We start from the raw sequence: 19159 nt of genomic DNA, 5'->3' as shown, positions 1-19159 counted from the left end.
GGGAAGGTGACAGATCGATTCATGTCCGATGACGACACCGCCAAGGACAAGGCGAACAACGATGCCGAGTCGACCGAGAAGGTCGATGCGGCGCAAGACAGCACCGCCGCGGACGCAACGGTCAAGTTCGAATCGGACTCGTCGGTTGCCGCCGATAAGGGTGCCGATACCGCGAAGGCGGCCGATGCGGACAAGACGGTGAAGCTCGAGACCGCGGGGCCGGCCGCGGCCGATGCGGCGACCGTCAAGTCGGCGGCCCCTGCCCCGGCCAGCGTGCCCTCCTCCGGGAAGAGCACTCCGTGGGTGCCGATCGTGTCGGCCTTCGCCGCGGGCGTGCTGCTGGTGGCCGCGGTCACCGCGGTGGTGGTCTTCTATCTGAAGGCCGACAATCGCGAGGATCAGCTCGCCGCGCGCGATGATTCGACCAAGGCGGCGTGCGATTTCGGCAAGGCCGTGGCCAGCTACGACTCGAAGGATCTCGACGCCTACTTCAAGAGCGTCAACGATCTCTCGACGGGTGAGTGGGGCAAGTTCTTCAGCGGCGCCTCGGACACGCTGAAGCAGGCCATGGTCAGCGTGCAGGCCAAGTCGAAGCTGGACGAGATCCACTGCGCGTGGGAGTCCGGCAACGACAGCCAGGCCAACGTGGTGCTGGTGATCACGCAGGAGCAGACCAACCAGGCCGTTCCGCAGCCGGACAAGCTGACCATCCCGGGCGTGGCCCAGATGGAGAAGCACGACGGCAAGTGGCTGGTCGCGAAGTTCGACTCGCCGGTCACCAAGGGTATGGGCCCCTCCGGCCCGGCCCCGGGCGCGCCGCAGCCGGCTCCAGGTACCAGCCCGCAGGCCAACGGTGGGGCGCAGCCCGCACCGGCGCCGCAGCCGGGTAACTGAATCCGGTTACAGGACAACACTTTCCGGCCCCGTGACGGTTTCCGTCGCGGGGCCGGAACGCGTTCGTGCAGGTGATCCGGCTGTGAGCACGTGACCGAGGTGGTAGCAACCGGGCGCCTCCGGCGGTGGGCCGACCCACCACCGCCGGAAGCCATTCGGTTGGTCTGACGCGTGCCCGGTCAGAAAAGGGTGAGGGCGTCCGCGGTTTCGGCTGTCGCGCGTCCGCGTTTCGGCGCCGGCTTGTCGGTGACGACGACCGTCAGCGGCGTCGTCGCGGCGGTGTCGGACATCGTCTCGGCGGGTGTGGCGGCGGGGCGAACCGCGGAAGGCAGCGGCGGGAGATCGACGATGCCGTTCGGGGTCGCATCGGCCCGGCCCGCGGCGGCGCGGGCGGCCTCCCCGGCGAGTTTGTCGGCTTGTTCGTTGTAGTAGTTGCCGACGTGCCCGCGCACCCAGCGGAAACGCACCGGACCCGGCCGGGTGGCGATCGCGTGATCGATCCACTGGACGAGTTCCACATTCTTCACCGCGCTGCCGGTGGCGGTGCGCCAGCCGTTGAGGCGCCAGCTCGGTAGCCATTCCGACGCACATTTGATCGCGTACAGCGAATCGCTCTCGATGAACAGCGGTTCGGGGCCCGGATGCGCGCGAATCGCCTCCAGCACCGCGCGTAGCTCGGCCACCTGGTTGGTGCCGGAGGCCGCGCCGGCGCTGGCCGAAGTGCCCTGATGATTGACCCACGCCCAGCCGATGGCGCCGCCAGGATTGCGCAGGCAGGATCCGTCGGTGCTCACGATGATCATGACCGGTACCCTACGCAATCCGGCCGACAAGATCCGTGCCGTGGAATTCCTCGATCTCCCTGCGCAATTGCGTCTCGCTACGACGGACCGCCGCCTTGGCCAGCGCATCGATGGCCTTGGCGACCGGACGGGCCAGCCAGCCGTGCGCCGGCGGGTAGTCGGCCTCCGAGGTCAGCACCGACCGGCCGTACCCGAGCGGATCGAATCGCAGGGTCAGCGTCGCGAGCGCGGGGGCCGCTTCCGGGTCCTGCGCAGGCGCCACCTTCCCCGGCCGGCGCCTGCGCAGGGTGTACCCGATGACCGCGTTGCGGCGGTATTCGGTGATCTCACAGTCGACCGTGGGATGCCACAGCCCCAGCCGGAACGTCGCCGCATAGACCGCACCCGGTCCGTGGCCGGCTTCGCCGACCGGTTCGAACGCTGCGATACCGAACATCCAATCCGGGACGAACAGATGGTTGTCGGTGTACGTGAATGCGACCTCCACCGGAGCCCCGACGTCGCTCGCGTACCTGATGTGGCCCATAGGCCCTCCCTGTTCCACGCTTGCCCCAAAAGTACTACAGAATTCCTCTTTATTAAACGGTTACCGGGGAATAACGTGCGGCCCGCGCGCCGAGTGGCGGATATCCGCTGACGAGGACAAATGCGGCAAACGACCAGTACGTTTCGAGTGTGCTCGACGGGAGCGGGCACAGACGACAACCGGCCAGGCACCTTGACGGTACCCGGCCGGAGGGATGTCGAAACGCTATGCCAACGTGGAATCCGGCGCTGCCGGAATCACTGCCGCCTCCGCAGAATCGGCGGCCGGATCGCCGGTGTGGTCCGCGGGAATCTGCTCCGGGCCGAGTGTGGGCACCGGAGCCGGGCGCGCGTGCCGCTGGACCTGTACGTCGTGGCGGCCCAGCAGGGGATCGCTCATCGCGACGCTGAATTCGCCACTGTGCACGTCGACGTCGGTGCGGAATTGGGTCACCGCATCCTGCGCGGCGTCCTGCCGATGGTCCGGGGAGCCGTTCGCGCCCAAGGCGGCCGGCACATTCGTGTCGAGGGTGACGGCGAACGAATGCTGTTGTGTCCTGGACAGATTCGCCCCGACGTAGGTGTCGCCGGTGAGGTTCAGGCGTCCCCCGACGCCGCCCGGACGGGAACTCGCGGGTGCTGTGTCGATGCCCGGTGACCGGTCCGCCGGTCCGGGCACGATGTGCACCGGCGCTGTCGCGCCATCGGCCGCGAGGAACGGCAGGCGACGGGATTCGGCGGCCGGGCGCCACGACCCGGTGGTGGCGGGAGTGCTGCTCGGTGACGCCTCGGATCGGTGGGTGTCGGGCGCCGGGACGATGGTGTCGCCTGGTTCGCCGGAACCGATGACGCCCGGCAGGCCGGTACCGCCGATCTGGTTGACGATGTAGGTTCCGGCGGCGACGGTCAGGCCGATACTCGCCATTCCGGCGAATACGACGGCGGTGTGTTGCAGAATTTGGCCGGTGGACCGGGACTGCGCGGACTGAGCCATAGCGGTGCGTCCTTCCCTCTCCCCTGGTTCCCCTCGTTGCCGACCCGCACCGTTGAAAGTCGTACGCACGTCCAGGTTACTGCCTGCCGACGGGGGATTCCGAGGCCCTGCGGTCAAGATCACAACAGCGGGCGAAGCGGCGTGAAAACCGCTGTTCACATCGTTCGGAGGGCGCCGGTGCGCCGCCCACGGCCGCCGGCCGCGCAGGTTTGCGTCGGAACGACGCCGGGTAACCCGCCAAAGCTGGCGAGCGTCAACTTCGAGATGCGATCTCGAAGTCCTCCGGCCAACGGCGTCCGGTCGGCCACAAGCACGTCGCACCTGAGTCGGCGCTCGCCCGCTCTATCCGGAGTCTTCAGGCGCAGATCTTCAGGCGAACTGGCCCACTTCGCGCCCCGATCCGGGGGGCCCGGCGAAGGCCTGCGCGATCGTCAACCATTCCGCGGCGTCGCTTCCGGTGGCCACCAGCGGGAGATCGTCACGATGCCGGCGCTGCGTCACCAGCAGGCAGAAGTCCGACGCCGACCCGCTCACGCGCTGCGCGGCATCCTCCGGGCCCCAGCTCCAGACCGACCCGTCCGGTGCGGTGAGCTCGACTCGGAACGGTTCTGCGGGTGCCTGGCGACCGTGCACCGCGTAGGCGAAATCGCGGGTCCGCACGCCGATATGGGCGATATTGCGCAGTCGCGCCGTCGGCGTCCGTTCCGCGCCCAGCGCATCGGCGACATCCTGACCGTGCGCCCAGGTCTCCATCAACCGTGCGCTCACCATCGACATCGGGCTCATCGGCGGCCCGAACCAGGGCAACTTCGTGCCGGCGGGCACGGCGCGCAGCGCCTGCGCCAAACCGGCCCGGCCGCGACGCCACCGCTCGAGCAGTTCCGGCGCCGGTGTGCGCGCCACCTCGGCGGCGGCGTCGTCGACGAACGTGGCGATCGTGGCGGTCGCCTCGCGCAGCAGCTCGGCGAACGCCGCGGCATCGGTGGCCGCGATCGTCGATACCTCGTCGGTCCAGGTCAGGTGGGCGATCTGGTGTGCGATGGTCCAGCCCGGGGCGGGCGTCTCCCGCGTCCAGCCGGCCGGATCCAGCGGCGCGACGAGACGGTCCAGGTCCGCGCATTCGGCCTCGAAGTCGTCGAGCAGCGCCTCTAGGTCAGCCATGACCGAAAGCATGGCAACGCCCCGAAAAAAATGCAAGCACGCGTGCTTGTATTTCTCACCAACCGAAGATCAGCAGGTGCACGGCACCCACCAACAGGCCCAGCGCCGCGCCGTGCAGATATAACAGCCAGGCGTCCTGTTCGACCGAGGCGTAGAACATCTCCATGAACTCGCCCGGCGTGAGCTGTTTGAGCTTCCGCGCCGCGAATTCGTCGATCTTCTTGGCCTGGTCCAGGGCGAAGGCCTCGTCCTGCACCAGACTCGGCGCCAGGCTCACCGCGGCCCCGGCCGCGCCGACCTGCAGATTGTCGAACTGCCGCGCTCCGAAGGCCGCGCGCACCACCGAGCGCGTGGGTCCGAGCTGGGTGCGGATCTCGTCGGCGATCAGATGTTCCACCAACTGGCGGGTCTTGTCCCCGTTGGGACCGTCCAGCAGTTCCGCCGCCAGATTCGGCAGGGTCAGCACCTGGTAGGCCAGAATCTGGGCGAGGTCGTCGGCGGCCTGCGGTTGCCGCTTGGCCAGCAGCGCCTGCCGCCAGAGGTATTTGTAGCGCGGCTGCGGATCGCCGGGTTCGAACACCATCTTGATGGCGATCATGTTCACCAGCACGCCGATGGTGGCGGCCGCGGCCAGGACAACGAGCCATCCCGGGATCCACCCGATCACCGGAATGTCGTGATGGACATGCATATACAGTGCCAGCAGCACACCGAACGGGGCGCCGAGCAACCCGATCCGCACCATGAACCGCAGCTCCGGCGCGGCGATCGTGGTGGTCAGATCCTTGAGGATCTCCGGATTGGCCTGCAGATAGCGGATGACGAAACTCTTGATATCGATGAGCTGGTCGACATTGTCGCCGAGTTGCTCGAAACCGCGCCGGCACAGTTTCGGCAGTTCCCGGTCGATGCGCTGATAGAGAATCTGTTTCGCCGGCCGCGGCACGGCGCGCCACAGTTCCGGATTCTCCCGGTACATCACATCGTCGACGATCTGCTGCAACTGTTCGTGCGCGCGGTCGGCTATGTAGTCGGCGATACCTTCCAGATCCAATTCGTGGATGAAATCGCGCGGGCTGCCGATCCGCATGATCGCCATATCCACGCAGATGCTGGCCATCTTCTCCGCGCGGGCGGGAATGAAGCCCTGGAAGCCGAGTCGCTCACCGTCGCCGGAGAACGTCGGCAGCACCTGCACCCGGCGCGGGAAATAGGGATACAGCACCTTCAGTCCCGGAATCCGGACGCCGCGAAATTGCAACGGCCAGAACAACATCAGCACACCGGTCCAGTTGGTGAGCCAGCCGGCCACCGCGCTGAAGATCGGGAAGGTGATCAGGTCCACGACGAATTTGGACTGTCCGGTCAGTTGTTCCCAGTCGATGAACACACCGCCGGCGACTACCGCCATCGTGGATCCCCCTTGCGCCGTGCGGACTTGCGAGTTGACTGGGACCCCACATTCTCACCGGGGCCAGACGGTGTCAATGCGGCGGGGCGGCACTTTCCCTGGTCGGCGGGGCAAACGCACCCGGTTCAGGGGCGCAGGACGAGCCGAATCGGATTGCCCTCTTTGGATTCCAGTGCCCGCACCGCGGCCGGGGCTTCCGAGAGCGGCAGCACCGCGCTGACCGAACGGGCGAGATCGAGACGATGCAGCCGCCGCAGCCCCACCAGTTCGGTGACATGTTCGGGCTGCGATCCGTAGTGTCCGCGCAATTGCTGCTGGAAGAAGCTGAAGCCGATACCCCCGGTGATCGTGATCGGCTTGTCGGTGAGGCCGACCAGCACCAGCCGCCCGCCCGGCCCCAGGCAGGTGACGGCCTGTTCGCGCACCGCCGCCACTCCGGCGAAATCGAAGGCGGCCGCCAAACCGGCGCCGCCGGTCGCGGCGAAGATCCGCGACCGCAGTTCGGGATCGGCCGGATCGAAGGCCAGATCCGCACCGAAACCGAGCGCCCGTTCCCGCGCCGCGGGCAGCGGATCCACCGCCACGATGGGCGCCGCGCCGACCATGCGCAGCAATTGCACCCCGTGCGCGCCGAGACCGCCCACACCCCACACGCCCACCGGTTCGGCGGGCCGCACCTGAGCGGTCGCCGTGATCGCGGCCCACGGCGTGGAGACCGCGTCCGGGATGAAGCAGGCCTGTTCGAAGGGCAGATCGTCGGGAATGGGAACCAGGGTGTCGACCCGGGCCAGGGTGTACTCCGCCCACCCGCCGTCGTAGTCGACACCACGGGTGAACACCGCGCCGTCGCGCAGTTCACCCGCCTGCAGCAGCACCCGGTCCCCCACCTTCGCGCCGGTCACACCCGGTCCGAGAGTGTGGACCGTGCCCGCGACCTCGTGGCCGAGCGTCACCACGTCACCGGCGAGCATCACCGGGGTCAGAGTCCCGTCGATCAGATGGACATCGGACAGGCAGACACCCGCCGCTTCGACCTTGATCAGGACGTGGTCGGGACCCGGTTCCGGAGTCGGCACATCGTCGAGTCCCAGTCGGCGTTGCGGTCCCAGGTGAAGGCGTGCGGCCAGCATGTCGGGCTACTCCTCGTGGATCGGGCGGGCGGACCCGCGGGGTGGATCGGGCGGGCGGACCCGCGGGCCCGGCGAATCCGGTCGAGTATCGCATCGACATCGCGGTTTCGGCCGGAGTTGCGGGAGGGTGCGGTCGCGGGCGCCGTCCGAATCGCCGGGCTCCAGGGATTGTGTGGGACTACGAGTCCCATATATCCTCGGAGGATCACACCTGCTGGGTGTCGACCGCCGCCGGGGCCGAGCCTCGGGGCCGGGAGCTAGGAGGCCCGATGAGCCACACTGCGAAGCCCGCTCGCCGGGCCGACCGGGTGCGGGGGTTCCGCGGAGCAGAGGAGACATCGATGACGCTGTCGAAATCCATTCGTACCGACATATTCGGCCCGGACTACCGGGAGATGCTGGCGATCCTGTCCGAGGGATCGGTCCATCGCAATTTCGACCCCTATCTCGATATCGATTGGGATTCACCGGAATTGGCGATCGATCCCGACGATCCGAGATGGGTGCTGTCGCCGGAGCTCGACCCGCTCGGCGGAACCGACTGGTACAAGTCGTTGCCGCTGGAGCGCAGGATCGAGATCGGAAAGTGGCGCACGGCCAACGTGATCAAGGTCGGCGCCGCCTTCGAGAGCATCCTCATCCGCGGCATGATGCAGTACATCATGAAGCTCCCCAACGGATCTCCGGAGTTTCGTTACTGCCTGCACGAGATGACCGAAGAGTGCAACCACATCCAGATGTTCCAGGAGTTGATCAACCGGATCGGCGTGGACGTCCCGGGGATGCGGCCGCTGTTCCGCGCGTTGTCGCCCTTCATCGGCGTGGCCGGCGGCTACGCGCACGCCATTCTGTTCATCGGCATCCTCGGTGGTGAGGAGCCGATCGACCACTATCAGAAGGCGATCATCCGGGAGGGCGAGTCGATGCCCCCGGCGGTGCTGCGCACCATGCAGATCCACATCGCCGAGGAAGCCCGGCACATCTCCTTCGCCGGTGAGTTCTTGAAGGCGCATATCGAGCGGATGAGTCCGTTCGGTAAGGCGATGTGCGCGTTGGCTTTTCCGATCACGATGCGCTGGCTGGCCGGTGAGATCATGGCGCCACCGCGCTCGTTCGCGAAGGAATTCGACATTCCGCGCGAGGTGATCGAGGACGCCTTCTGGCGGTCCCCGAATTCGCGCCGGATCCTGTCCGGCTACTTCGGCGATATGCGCAAACTCGCCGACGAACTCGGCTTGATGAATCCGGTGACGCGCAAGTTGTGGACACTGCTGCACGTCGACGGTGATACGTCGAGGTATCGCGGTGAGCCCGAGCGGCGGAACGCTGCGACCGCGGTGGCGGAGCGGCTGCCCGTGGTCGGTTCTCTCGTCGGCTGGTTGGCGGCCTGACCGGCCGAAACTCGGCGCGCCCGATCAGGGGATGTCGTCGACTCCCTCGGCCAGTGCGTTGATGAGTTCGATCAGCGGCAGTTCGGGGTCCAGGGTCAACCCGTGGGCGCGGGCCGCGCCGTCGAGCACGCTCCAGGCGTAGCCGGCGACCTCGGAGATCAGCTGTTCGCGGCTCAGCAGGGGGTCCGGATCGCGGGCCCATCGGCCGACGGTCGCCTCGGTCATCGACACGATGGCGAAGGTCATCGTGTCGGCCGTGGCCTCGTCGACCACACCGATCACCCCCGCCAGGCTCGACACGAGCAGCCGGGTCCGCGCCGCGATGGTGGCCTTGATACTGCTGAGCGCGTCCACATCGTCGGGGTCGCCCATCGCCGGCCCGCTGCGTGCGAAGTCGTACAGCCGCGCATGCTCGGTGAGCCAGTCCGCGACCGCGGCGACCGTGCGATGCAGGATCCGATGAATCGATCCGTCCCAGATGTCCAGCGCCGCGTCGACGGTATCGATGAACTGCTCGGCGATCACGCTCCGAGCCCGCCGATCCAGTTCGTCGCGCCCCGAAAACTGGCGATACACCACGGATTTCGCCAATCCGGACCGCTGCGCGATCTGTTGCATCGAGATCTCGCCGCCGCCGGACTCCTCCAGCAGTTGGATCAACGCCTCGACGATGCGCCCCCGCCGATTGTCGTTGTGCGTTTGCCACCGCGCCTGCCGGCCCCCGATCGGGGCCGGTTCGGACGGGGAGGGAATCGCCACGCGGTCGAGTTTAAATCACCGGCTCCCCCGCGAATGACCTTCGCTCGAGTCCGGCCCGGATGCGGCCGGCGCCGGTCACACCTCGTTCGCTGCCGGTGAACAAGGGGTCGGAACAACTCGGCACACCCTGTAGTTGAGTAGGTAGCGCTCAACCCTGGAGGCGAAGAAACACAGGATCCGGGGCATGCTTTGGAAGGGGCTGAATCTGTGAGTACTCCACAGCGTCTGCCGGTGCTGTTTCTGACCGATCCGGTCGTGTTGCCGGGCATGGTCGTCCCCATCGAGCTCGACGAATCCGCACAGGCCGCCATCGACGCCGCACGGGCCGCGAAGTCGGACTCCGTGCTGCTCGCACCGCGTCTGGACGAGGGCTACGCCGCCTACGGTGTGATCGCGACCATCGAACAGGTCGGCCGGATGCGCGGTGGTGCCGCTGCCGCGGTGCTGAAGGCCGAGCAGCGGGCGAGGATCGGACACGGAGTCACCGGTCCGGGCGCCGCGCTGTGGGTGGAGGCCGAACCGGTCGACACCCCCGCACCCGATGCGCACACGAAGGAACTGGCCGCCGAATACAAGCAGCTGGTCGTGTCGGTGCTCCAGCGCCGTGAGGCCTGGCAGGTCATCGACGTGGTCAACCGGCTGACCGACCCGTCGGCCCTGGCCGACACCGCGGGCTACGCGCCGTATCTGACCGATGAGCAGAAGCGCGAACTGCTCGGCACTCCCGATGTCGCCGAGCGCCTGACCCGGCTGATCGGATGGACCAAGGACCATATCGCCGAGGTCGAGGTCACCGAGAAGATCAGTGAGGATGTGCGCGAGGGCGTCGAGAAGTCGCAGCGGGAATTCCTGCTGCGTCAGCAGCTCAACGCGATTCGCAAGGAACTGGGCGACGGTGAGCCCGACGGCGCGGACGACTACCGCACCCGGGTGGAGACCGCCGAGCTGCCCGACAACGTCCGTGAGGCCGCGCTGCGCGAGGTCGACCGGCTCGAGCGCAGCAGCGATCAAAGTCCGGAATCGGGCTGGATCCGCACCTGGCTGGATACCGTCCTGGATCTGCCGTGGGCGGTGAAAACGACTGACAGCACCGATGTTTCGGCGGCTCGTGCGGTGCTCGACGCCGACCACCACGGTCTGGAAGAGGTCAAGGACCGCATGGTCGAGTACCTGGCCGTGCGCGCCCGCCGGGCCGCACGAGGTCTGGAGGTCGTCGGCGGTCGTGGCTCCGGTGCCGTGATGGTGCTGGCCGGACCTCCCGGTGTCGGTAAGACCTCGCTGGGTGAGAGCGTGGCGCGGGCCCTGGGCCGCAAGTTCGTGCGCGTCGCCCTGGGCGGTGTGCGCGACGAGGCCGAGATCCGCGGTCACCGGCGGACCTACGTCGGCGCCCTGCCGGGCCGGATCGTGCGCGCCATCAAGGAGGCGGGTTCGATGAACCCCGTTGTCCTGCTGGACGAGATCGACAAGGTCGGCTCCGACTTCCGGGGTGATCCGGCGGCCGCGCTGCTCGAGGTGCTGGATCCGGCGCAGAACCACACCTTCCGCGACCACTACCTGGATCTGGACCTGGATCTGTCCGATGTGCTGTTCATCGCGACCGCGAATGTCATGGAGACCATTCCCGGCCCGCTGCTGGACCGCATGGAACTGATCACCGTCGACGGGTACACCGAGGACGACAAGGTGGCCATCGCCCGCGACTTCCTGGTGCCGCGGCAGCTGGAACGGAATGCGCTGACCGCCGAGGAGGTGTCGTTCACCGACGAGGCCCTGCGGGAGATCGCCGCCAACTACACCCGGGAAGCCGGTGTGCGCCAGTTGGAGCGACTGCTCGCGAAGGCCTTGCGCAAGGCCGCGACTCGGTTGTCGCAGCACGAGATCGATGCGCAGACGGTTGCGGCGGACGGTGATTCGGATGCCACGGTGCTCGACCTGGGCTACGATCCCGCCCTCGGCTACGGCGAAAAGCCCGGTGCCGCAGGAAGTTCCGAGCCACTGGTGATCGGTCTCGGTGATCTGAAGGACTACCTGGGCCGTCCGCGCTTCACCCCCGATTCGGTGGAACGCACCTCGGTCCCCGGCGTGGCGACCGGCTTGGCAGTCACCGGTGCGGGCGGCGACGTCCTCTACATCGAGGCCAATGCCGCCGAGGGCGAACGCTCGCTGACCCTGACCGGTCAGCTGGGTGACGTCATGAAGGAATCCGCGCAGATCGCACTGACCTATGTGCGCTCGCACCTGGAAGAGATCGGCATCGAGGCCCCATCCGATGCCGCAGCTCCCGAGGACCTACGTGGTTACGCTCCGCTGCCGCCTCCGGCCCGCCGGAGCGCTGCGGGGGTGCTGGATCGCAACATCCACATCCACTTCCCGGCCGGTGCGGTGCCCAAGGACGGTCCGTCCGCGGGTGTCACCATGGTCACCGCCCTGGTGTCGCTGGCCCTGGGCCGGCAGGTGCGCGGGGATGTCGGCATGACCGGTGAGGTCACGCTGAACGGACGGGTGCTGCCGATCGGCGGTGTGAAGCAGAAGCTGCTCGCCGCCCAGCGCGCCGGCCTGAAGACCGTGTTCATCCCGGCCCGCAACGAGCCGGACCTGGACGAGGTCCCCGCGGAGGTGCTGGCCGCCCTGGACGTCCGCCCCGTCGCCGACGTGGCCGACATCCTGGCCTACGCCATCGAACCGGTCACCGAACCGGCCTACCAGGCCTTCGCCGCGAGCGCCTGATCGGACGACCGGCTGTTACGAGTCGAGGGGCCGTTCACCTTTCGGGGTGAACGGCCCCTCGCCGCGTTTCGGTCTGCCGCTCGCCGTGCTCGTTCACCGGCGAGGGCGGCGCAGCAACCAAGCCCAGAAGGAGCGGCGGGGTGGTTTCGGGTAGCGGACGCGGATCGAGCCCGAGGTGATCGATCCGTCGACGCGCAGTGTCGGACAGCCCGGCAGCGGGGGTTCGGTCACCCGGTTCTTCGCCTTCCCGCTGACGAAGGACACCCGGTCCAGATCCACCTGCCAGCCGCGTGGGACGGTCAATCGCACACTGCCGGAGGCGATTCCGACGTGCATGTCCACGACGGCGAGCGGGCAGATCGCCTCGGTGAAGTCCAGGCGCACCGAACCGGAGGCGGCGGAGACGGTGATCTCGGCGGGCACGATCCACTGGCCGTCCTTGCGCAGCGAACCACTGACGGTGCTCAGAACCAGGGGTTCGCGCGCGGTCGCCACCGGCAGATCGGCGGTGACCGCGGCGAGCTCCTCGCGGGTGTCCGCCGCGTAGGCGACGGCCAGGCGCCGGTCGAGCTCGGCGAGATCGAGGGAGCCGTCGTTCAGAGCCAGTCGCAGCAGCCGCTCCACCTGGGCGCGTTCGTGGTCGGTGATGCGCACCGTGGGGGCCGGCCGGTCACGGGCGATGTCCGGGCGGCGGTCCGGGGATTCGGTCATCGGCACATCCTCATGGTCGTGATGCCGAAATCCTACGTGCGGTGCGCCCCCGGGATATCGGTCGGCGCAGCACCTACGTGTGCTGCCGTGCCGGGTGTGCGTGCTCGCCGACCATGGTGCTGTGCAGCGGCGTAAGGGTTCCCCGCCGGTGCGCCCGCAGTAATCCCCGCCTACGGCTCACGCGCTCCGTCGGTGGGCAGAGCTCGCTCGACCACGCGCACCGTGCCCTGCGCGACGGCACAGATCGTGCTGGAACCATCGCTGTCGCAATAGATCTCGCAGCGGGTGACGGCTTGGCGGCGGGTGGCGTCGGTGACCGTCGCGTGCGCGCGAAGCCGCCCGCCCCGCGCGGGGCGCAGGTAGGTGACGGTGAAGCCGCCGGTCAGGACGTTCGGGCCCAGCGCGGATCCGGCGGCGAAGGTGAGCGCGTTGTCGGCCAGATAGGCCATCACCCCGCCGTGCACGAAACCGAACTGCTGAGCGTGCTCGGGACCCACGTCGATCACCAAAGTGGCCGCACCGCCCTCGAACTCGGTGATCTCGGTGCCGACGTGCTGCGCGAACGGCTGCGCGGCCAATACCGCGCGGGCCTGCTCCACGGTGAGCTTGTCGGTCGATACACCAGCCGGTCGCGGTGGTGACGCGGTAACCTCGTCCATCTGCACTGTCCTCTGCTGCCGGAGTTGTCAGTTGTTACGCAACGACTTCCACGCCGCCGCGGCCAATTCCGTGGCGACATCGGTCGGCGCGGTGCGGATGCTGCCGCTCACCCACTGCCGCGAGTACTCCTGCGCCGGGCCCAGCCACAGCGCGTACAGCAGGTCGAATTCCAGGTCTCGGACCGTGCCGTAGCGGGCGTGGGTGCGCCACCAGCGCGCGACGGAGGTGAGGAATTCCCGATTGCTGTCGCTGTCGCGTACTCCGGGTGGCCGCGGTGACATGAGAATTGTTGCGCGGTACTGGTTTTCGGTGACCCAGCGCAGATGCTCGGTGACTCCGGCGGTGACTCCGCTCTCGGCGTCGGTGCTGTCGGCGATGCTCGCCCAGAAGGTGCGCTGGTAGTCGGCCAGCGCATTGGCCCACACCTGGCGGTACAGATCGGCCTTGTCCGGGAAGTGGTGGTACAGCGCGCCGACGCTCGCTCCCGCGTCGGCCCTGATTCGGCTCAGCGTCGCGTCGAGCGTCCCGTGCTCGGCGAACTGCCGCTCGGCCGCCAGCAGCAACCGATCTCGAATCTTCATAACCAGAATTTAGTTCTGTTTCGGCGCCGGCGCAAGGCACTACCTGCGAAGTCCCTCCGGCTGTCGGTGCCGTGCGGTAAGAACGGTCTCGTGGCCAGGTGGCTGTTGCATGTCGACCTCGACCAATTCCAGGCGGCGGTGGAGTTCCGCCGCCATCCCGAGCTGCGTGGGCAGCCGGTGATCGTGGGCGGCAACGGCGATCCGAACGAACCGCGCAAGGTGGTCACCTGCGCGTCGTATCCGGCGCGGGCCTTCGGTGTGCGGGCGGGAATGCCGCTGCGCACCGCGGTCCGCAAATGTCCGGACGGGGTGTTCCTGCCCCTGGACATGACCACCTACGAGGAGGCGTCCGACGAGGTCATGGAGGTGCTGCGGCGGTTCCCGGTGCGGGTCGAGGTGCTGGGCTGGGACGAGGCGTTCCTCGCCGCCGACACCAACGATCCCGAATCGCTGGCACGCGAGATCCGCAGTGCGATAGCGGAATTGAACCTCACGTGTTCGATAGGTATCGGCGACAACAAATTGCGCGCGAAACTGGCGACCGGATTCGCGAAGAGCGTCGGCAAAGGTACGGACGCGAAGGTCGCGGACAGCACCGACACCGAGGTCGAGGGTACGGCTGCTGACGAGGTTGCGGGACAGGAGCATTCGGAAGGGGAGGCAGCGTTGGCGCCGCGGACCGAGCCCGGTGCGGGAATCTTCCGGCTCACCGCCGAGAACTGGAACGAACTCATGGCGCACCGCCCGACCAGCGCCCTGTGGGGTATCGGCACTCGCATCGCGCAGCGAATGTCGGCCCTGGGCATCGACACCGTCGCCCAGCTCGCGGCCGCCGACCGGAACATCCTCGCCGCCGAATTCGGCCCGGCCACCGGTCCGTATCTCTGGGTGCTCGGCCACGGCGCCGGCGATACCGATGTGGTGACCGAGCCGCGAATTCCGGTGGGCCGCAGCAAATCCGAGACTTTCCCGCACGATCTGACCGATCGCGAGGAGATTCGCGCCCAGGTGGCGCGGCTGGCCCGCGAGGTCGTGGAGGAGATGGCCGCGGCCGGCCGGACCGGCACCCGGGTGGGGGTCACGGTGCGTACCAACACCTTCTACACCCGCACCAAGCAGAAGAAGCTGCCCGAACCGACGATCGACGCTGAGACGATCACCGCGGTCGCACTCGAGATCGTCGACCGCTTCGAACTCGATCGGCCGGTCCGGCTGCTCGGGGTGCGACTCGAACTCGTCCCGCCATAGCCCCAGTCCCGCAACAGCCCGGCCTCCACGTTTCCGTGCCCGGCTGCCGGATATGTCTCGGTGGTGGCGGCGTCGCACGCGGTGCGGCCGTTTGTCATGCTGGGCCCGCAGACTCGACCGAAAGGCAGCCCATGAGCGAGTACGAGACGATCACTTTCGAGCGCACCGGCCCCGTCGCCCGGATCACCCTGAACCGGCCGAAGGCCGCCAACGGTATCGACCACGTCCTCGGCCGGGAACTGGCCGATATCGCGGGACAGTGTGTGGACGATCCCGCGCTGAAGGTGGTCGTGCTGACCGGTGCAGGCAGGTTCTTCTCCGCCGGCGGCGACCTCAAGGCCATGGCTGCCCAGGACGGCGGCGCCGGCCACTACGTAAAGGGCCTGGCCGACGACCTGCACGAGGCGCTCTCGTCGTTCGCCCGGATGGATGCCCTGCTGGTCGTGGCGGTCAACGGTGTCGCCGCGGGCGCCGGATTCAGCCTGGCGATGGCCGGTGATCTGGTACTCGCGGGCGAATCGGCGGCGTTCACCATGGCCTATACCCGCGCCGGGCTGAGTCCCGACGGCGGCGCCTCCTACTATCTGCCGCGCCTGATCGGCCTGCGCCGCACGCAGGAACTGATGCTCACCAACCGCACCCTGACGGCGGCCGAGGCGCTGGACTGGAATCTCGTGCATCGCGTGGTGCCGGACGCCGAACTCGCCGCCGCCGTGGACGAACTGGTCGCGGAATTCGCGGCGGGCCCCCGGCATTCGAATGCCAGCGTCAAGAAGCTGCTGCTGGTGAGCTCCTCGCACACGCTCGAGGAGCAGACCGCGCGCGAGGCGGCATTCATCTCCGCCTGCGCCGATTCGCCCGACGGCACCGAGGGCATCGCGGCATTCCTCGGCAAGCGCGCCCCCGTCTTCGAGTGAGGGACTGAGCCGTCGCCACGAGCGAACCCGGTCGCGGGCCACTAGGGTGGGGTGCCATGTTCTCGGCGCCCGGCTTCGCACGCGGGTGGGCGCCGGTCCCGGTGTGGTCGGCGCGGCGGCGTGGCGAGGTGCGCGGAGGTCATGCGGAGATCGCCTCGTCCGGCATTCGGATCGACAGCACGACGGAGGTCGCCCCGCGCGGCTCGTCGGCCGCAGACCGCCTCGGATCGGCGCCCGCGGTGCCGCGCGGCCCATCCGGCGGATTCTCGGGACTCCGCCGTACTGCGGGTTTCGCCGGTCTGCGCGCGGTGACCCGTCGTCCCGTACTGCTGGTGGCGGTACTGCTGATCCTCGCGCAGATCGGGTTGCGCGGCTGGGTGGCCGGGCGCGGCTATTTCTACTGGGACGATCTCATCCTGGTGGGCCGCGCCGACCGCTATCCGCTCTGGTCCGCCGACCTACTGCTCTACGACCACGACGGCCACTTCATGCCGCTGGCCTTCGCCACCGCGTGGCTGGTGACCCGGATCGCGCCGCTGCAATGGGCAGGGCCGGTGGTGACCATGCTGCTGCTGCAGCTCGCGGCCTCGGTCGCGGTGCTGCGCATGCTGCTGGTACTGGTCCCACGGCGAGCCGGTGCGGTCCGCTGGGCCGTGCTGATTCCCTTGATCGGTTATCTGTTCTGTCCGCTGACCCTTCCGGCCTTCGCCTGGTGGGCGGCTTCGCTCAATGCGCTGCCGCTACAGTTCGCGCTGGCATGGGTGATCGCGGATGCGGTGCTGCTGGTGCGCACCGGCCGGGGCCGGTATGCGATCTCCGGTGTGCTGGTGCTGATCGTGGGGCTGTTGTTCTTCGAAAAAGCGGTGGTGGTGCCGTTCGTCGCGTTCGCTGTCGCGGTGTTGGAGCGCTACATCGTCGGCGCCCGCACCGTCGATGCGGATTCGCCTGCGGGCGATCGTGGCGGCCCGAGCGGGTGGGCGTCGATTCGCGACGTGGCGCGCACGGGCGCGGCGCTGTGGGCCGGTTCGGCGTTGATCCTGGCGGGCTGGGGCGCGGCCTATCTCACCGTCGCCGACCACATCGCGGTCGACACCAGCCTGGCCGGGGCGCGGCGACTTCTGCACAGCGCCACTTCCTTGGGGATCGTCCCGACCCTGCTGGGCGGGCCATGGGTCTGGGCGCGCTGGCTGCCGTCGACACCGTGGGCCACGCCGCCGGGGTGGACCGTGGTGCCCGCCTGGCTGATCCTCGCCGCGGTGGTCCTGGTGACACTGCGACTGCGCCGTCGCGTGCTACCGGTGTGGATCCTGATCGCGGGATACGTTCTCGCCGTTGCGCTTCCGATCGTGCTGATCCGCGGTGGCCCCAATACCGCCGCCGAACTCATGCAGTCGCTGCGCTATCTGGCCGACGTGGCGGTGGTGCTGGCAGCGGCGACCGCTCTGCTGCTTGCTGCGCGGCCGCGAACAACGAGCCGGCACGCGGACGCGATCGGGCCGAAATCACCTGGCCCGGTGATGGCTTCGCGGGCAGTCGCGTTCGTGCTGACAGCGGCATTCGTGGTGAGCAGCATCTACACGACCGTCTCGTTCGCGCGCTCGTGGGAAATCTCCCCCACGCGCACCTATCTCACGAATGCCCGTGCGGCCTTCGCGGATCGGGACGGCGCACCGTTGCTGGAGCAGGAGGTGCCGTGGGGTGTGCTGACGCCGATGACCTATCCGCAGAATCTCGTCGCCCAGGTGCTGGGCCCGATCGCCCCGGACGGTGCTTTCGGCACGTCCACACCGCACCTGCGGATGATCACCGACGAAGGCAAACTCGTCGATGCCTCGGTCTGGTGGAATCGCCGCATTCTTGCCGGTCCCGAACCTGGCTGCGGATACCGCATCGACGGCTCCGACCCGGTGGCGCTGTGGCTGGACGGGCCCATGATCGAGCACGGGTGGACCGCGCAGATCAACTATTTCGCGAATCGGGACGGACGCCTCACCGTGGCGATGGAACACGGCGAGACGGTGGTGGCGCCCGTGCGTGCGGGTGTCCACACGGTGTTCGTCCATGTGGTCGGCAGCGGTGAGGTGTTGCGAATCGGTTCTCGTACTTCCGGTTTGGATGTGTGCGTCGGTGTCGGTCCGGTAGGGGTCGCCGCATTCGGGCATTGATCGCCGCCGCGCCGAACGGGGTGCGGCCGCAAGTCGGTCGTAGCCGCGAGGCGTCCGCCCTCCTATGCTCGGACGCATGCAGTTCCAGGCGATGGTTGCGCACGAGACCGACGACGGCGTGGTACTGGCCCGCGAGGAGGTGGGCGAGGACTTCCTCGGGCCGGGCACGGTGACGATCAAGGTGCACTATTCGAGTGCGAACTTCAAGGACGGGCTGGCGATCACTCCGCGCGGCGGCGTGGTGCGCAATTACCCGATCATCCCCGGCATCGACCTGACCGGCGAGGTGGTGGCCTCCGAGGATGCCGCCTTCACGGCGGGTGATCTCGTGATCGCGCACGGTTACGAGATCGGTGTCGCGCACAACGGCGGCTTCGCCGAATACGCGCGCGTACCCGCCGAATGGGTGGTCAAGCTGGAGGGCCTGAGCCCGCGCGAGGCAGCGGCCCTCGGCACCGCCGGATTCACCGCGGCCATGAGCGTGCAGGCACTGCTCGACCGCGGACTGGCCCCGGGTGACGGGCCGGTGCTGGTGACCGGTGCGACCGGCGGCGTCGGCAGTGTCGCGGTGGACATCCTGTCCGGCCTCGGCTACGAGGTCACCGCCTCTACCGGAAAGACCGATGCGGGCGAACTGCTGTCCACCCTCGGTGCGGCCGCGGTGATCGGCCGCCTGCCCGAGGATCCGGACGCGAAGCCTCGCCCGCTGGGTAAGGCACAGTGGGCCGGCGCGGTGGACAGCGTCGGTGGTAATTCACTCGCCCACATCCTCAGCACCGTCCGCTACGGCGGGTCGGTGGCCGTCAGCGGCCTGACCGGCGGGACCGAACTGCCCACCACCGTCATGCCGTTCATCCTGCGTGGAGTCGGCCTGCTCGGCATCGATTCGGTGAACTTCCCGATCGACCAGCGGCGCGCGCTGTGGGCACGGCTCGGCAAGGATCTGAAGCCCCGGCATCTGTCGACGCTGGAGAATATCGCACCGATCACCGAGGCCGAGGCGGTGCTGCATGCCATCCGCGCCGGCCACCACTCGGGCCGCACCGTTCTGGCGGTGGCCGGCGAATTCTGATCGAGCGGCG

At 68.3% G+C, this 19159-nt stretch carries 17 protein-coding genes; 7 read left to right on the top strand and 10 right to left on the bottom strand.

Annotated elements, in window-relative coordinates; translation table 11 throughout:
- The first annotated feature begins 21 nt into the window (after positions 1–21).
- A complete protein-coding gene (locus C8258_RS12420; RefSeq protein ID WP_106955312.1) occupies positions 22–894 on the top strand; it encodes a hypothetical protein in 873 nt (290 codons plus the stop codon).
- 179 nt (positions 895–1073) lie between these two features.
- On the opposite strand, the gene C8258_RS12415 is transcribed toward C8258_RS12420, so the two are convergent.
- The 6 genes from C8258_RS12415 to C8258_RS12390 form a co-directional block, all read right to left on the bottom strand.
- Positions 1074–1697 (bottom strand): ribonuclease H, encoded by a 624-nt coding sequence (locus C8258_RS12415; protein WP_106955311.1) that lies wholly within the window; start codon positions 1695–1697, stop codon positions 1074–1076.
- A 10-nt stretch (positions 1698–1707) separates the two neighbouring features.
- Positions 1708–2223: an SRPBCC family protein gene (locus C8258_RS12410; RefSeq protein ID WP_106955310.1), complete on the bottom strand. Its 516-nt coding sequence runs from the start codon at positions 2221–2223 to the stop codon at positions 1708–1710.
- Between the two features lie 225 nt (positions 2224–2448).
- A complete protein-coding gene (locus C8258_RS12405; RefSeq protein ID WP_106955309.1) occupies positions 2449–3216 on the bottom strand; it encodes a hypothetical protein in 768 nt (255 codons plus the stop codon).
- A 369-nt stretch (positions 3217–3585) separates the two neighbouring features.
- Positions 3586–4377 (bottom strand): TIGR03084 family metal-binding protein, encoded by a 792-nt coding sequence (locus tag C8258_RS12400; RefSeq protein ID WP_106955308.1) that lies wholly within the window; start codon positions 4375–4377, stop codon positions 3586–3588.
- Positions 4378–4432: 55 nt separating this feature from the next.
- On the bottom strand, positions 4433–5788 hold the full coding sequence (locus C8258_RS12395) for a hypothetical protein (protein WP_106955307.1): 1356 nt from the start codon (positions 5786–5788) through the stop codon (positions 4433–4435).
- Positions 5789–5913: 125 nt separating this feature from the next.
- Positions 5914–6918, bottom strand: a complete 1005-nt coding sequence (locus C8258_RS12390) for a zinc-binding dehydrogenase (protein ID WP_106955306.1) — start codon at positions 6916–6918, stop codon at positions 5914–5916.
- Between the two features lie 341 nt (positions 6919–7259).
- On the opposite strand from C8258_RS12390, the gene C8258_RS12385 reads away from it, so the two are divergent.
- On the top strand, positions 7260–8309 hold the full coding sequence (locus tag C8258_RS12385) for a diiron oxygenase (protein WP_051025302.1): 1050 nt from the start codon (positions 7260–7262) through the stop codon (positions 8307–8309).
- Positions 8310–8333: 24 nt separating this feature from the next.
- On the opposite strand, the gene C8258_RS12380 is transcribed toward C8258_RS12385, so the two are convergent.
- Complete coding sequence (locus tag C8258_RS12380; protein ID WP_106955305.1) at positions 8334–9068, bottom strand: TetR/AcrR family transcriptional regulator; 735 nt, start codon at positions 9066–9068, stop codon at positions 8334–8336.
- 267 nt (positions 9069–9335) lie between these two features.
- Between C8258_RS12380 and lon the strand changes: the two genes are divergently transcribed.
- Positions 9336–11795 (top strand): endopeptidase La, encoded by a 2460-nt coding sequence (lon, locus tag C8258_RS12375; protein ID WP_369974747.1) that lies wholly within the window; start codon positions 9336–9338, stop codon positions 11793–11795.
- 93 nt (positions 11796–11888) lie between these two features.
- On the opposite strand, the gene C8258_RS12370 is transcribed toward lon, so the two are convergent.
- The 3 genes from C8258_RS12370 to C8258_RS12360 form a co-directional block, all read right to left on the bottom strand.
- The gene (locus C8258_RS12370) at positions 11889–12506 is read right to left on the bottom strand and encodes a DUF1707 domain-containing protein (RefSeq protein WP_106955303.1); all 618 of its coding nucleotides are present in this window, start codon (positions 12504–12506) and stop codon (positions 11889–11891) included.
- Positions 12507–12676: 170 nt separating this feature from the next.
- The gene (locus tag C8258_RS12365; RefSeq protein WP_106955302.1) at positions 12677–13165 is read right to left on the bottom strand and encodes a PaaI family thioesterase; all 489 of its coding nucleotides are present in this window, start codon (positions 13163–13165) and stop codon (positions 12677–12679) included.
- A gap of 27 nt (positions 13166–13192) precedes the next feature.
- Positions 13193–13747, bottom strand: coding sequence for a TetR/AcrR family transcriptional regulator (locus C8258_RS12360; protein WP_063014382.1), 555 nt, complete (start codon positions 13745–13747; stop codon positions 13193–13195).
- Positions 13748–13837: 90 nt separating this feature from the next.
- Here C8258_RS12360 and C8258_RS12355 point away from each other — a divergent pair, with 90 nt between their 5' ends.
- The 4 genes from C8258_RS12355 (at position 13838) to C8258_RS12340 (ending at position 19149) form a co-directional block, all read left to right on the top strand.
- On the top strand, positions 13838–14995 hold the full coding sequence (locus tag C8258_RS12355; RefSeq protein WP_106955301.1) for a DNA polymerase IV: 1158 nt from the start codon (positions 13838–13840) through the stop codon (positions 14993–14995).
- A gap of 131 nt (positions 14996–15126) precedes the next feature.
- The gene (locus C8258_RS12350; RefSeq protein ID WP_062994978.1) at positions 15127–15912 is read left to right on the top strand and encodes an enoyl-CoA hydratase/isomerase family protein; all 786 of its coding nucleotides are present in this window, start codon (positions 15127–15129) and stop codon (positions 15910–15912) included.
- 56 nt (positions 15913–15968) lie between these two features.
- Entirely contained in the window at positions 15969–18077 is a 2109-nt protein-coding gene (locus C8258_RS12345; RefSeq protein WP_233225041.1) for a hypothetical protein, read from the top strand.
- 76 nt (positions 18078–18153) lie between these two features.
- Positions 18154–19149, top strand: a complete 996-nt coding sequence (locus tag C8258_RS12340) for an oxidoreductase (RefSeq protein WP_106955378.1) — start codon at positions 18154–18156, stop codon at positions 19147–19149.
- Positions 19150–19159 lie beyond the last annotated feature (10 nt).

The sequence above is a fragment of the Nocardia sp. MDA0666 genome, from assembly GCF_003023875.1.
Taxonomy (GTDB): Bacteria; Actinomycetota; Actinomycetes; order Mycobacteriales; family Mycobacteriaceae; genus Nocardia; species Nocardia aobensis.
This window is presented reverse-complemented; position numbering and strand designations above follow the sequence as displayed.

Excerpts from the sequence above, each read along its gene's own strand:
- C8258_RS12340 (WP_106955378.1), top strand. The coding sequence starts at position 18,154 with ATGCAGTTCCAGGCGATGGTTGCGCACGAGACCGACGACGGCGTGGTA.
- C8258_RS12400 (WP_106955308.1), bottom strand. The coding sequence starts at position 4,377 with ATGGCTGACCTAGAGGCGCTGCTCGACGACTTCGAGGCCGAATGCGCG.
- C8258_RS12385 (WP_051025302.1), top strand. The coding sequence starts at position 7,260 with ATGACGCTGTCGAAATCCATTCGTACCGACATATTCGGCCCGGACTAC.
- C8258_RS12345 (WP_233225041.1), top strand. The coding sequence starts at position 15,969 with ATGTTCTCGGCGCCCGGCTTCGCACGCGGGTGGGCGCCGGTCCCGGTG.
- C8258_RS12410 (WP_106955310.1), bottom strand. The coding sequence starts at position 2,223 with ATGGGCCACATCAGGTACGCGAGCGACGTCGGGGCTCCGGTGGAGGTC.
- C8258_RS12420 (WP_106955312.1), top strand. The coding sequence starts at position 22 with ATGTCCGATGACGACACCGCCAAGGACAAGGCGAACAACGATGCCGAG.
- C8258_RS12360 (WP_063014382.1), bottom strand. The coding sequence starts at position 13,747 with ATGAAGATTCGAGATCGGTTGCTGCTGGCGGCCGAGCGGCAGTTCGCC.
- C8258_RS12415 (WP_106955311.1), bottom strand. The coding sequence starts at position 1,697 with ATGATCATCGTGAGCACCGACGGATCCTGCCTGCGCAATCCTGGCGGC.
- C8258_RS12350 (WP_062994978.1), top strand. The coding sequence starts at position 15,127 with ATGAGCGAGTACGAGACGATCACTTTCGAGCGCACCGGCCCCGTCGCC.
- C8258_RS12395 (WP_106955307.1), bottom strand. The coding sequence starts at position 5,788 with ATGGCGGTAGTCGCCGGCGGTGTGTTCATCGACTGGGAACAACTGACC.
- lon (WP_369974747.1), top strand. The coding sequence starts at position 9,336 with ATGGTCGTCCCCATCGAGCTCGACGAATCCGCACAGGCCGCCATCGAC.
- C8258_RS12390 (WP_106955306.1), bottom strand. The coding sequence starts at position 6,918 with ATGCTGGCCGCACGCCTTCACCTGGGACCGCAACGCCGACTGGGACTC.
- C8258_RS12365 (WP_106955302.1), bottom strand. The coding sequence starts at position 13,165 with ATGGACGAGGTTACCGCGTCACCACCGCGACCGGCTGGTGTATCGACC.
- C8258_RS12370 (WP_106955303.1), bottom strand. The coding sequence starts at position 12,506 with ATGACCGAATCCCCGGACCGCCGCCCGGACATCGCCCGTGACCGGCCG.
- C8258_RS12405 (WP_106955309.1), bottom strand. The coding sequence starts at position 3,216 with ATGGCTCAGTCCGCGCAGTCCCGGTCCACCGGCCAAATTCTGCAACAC.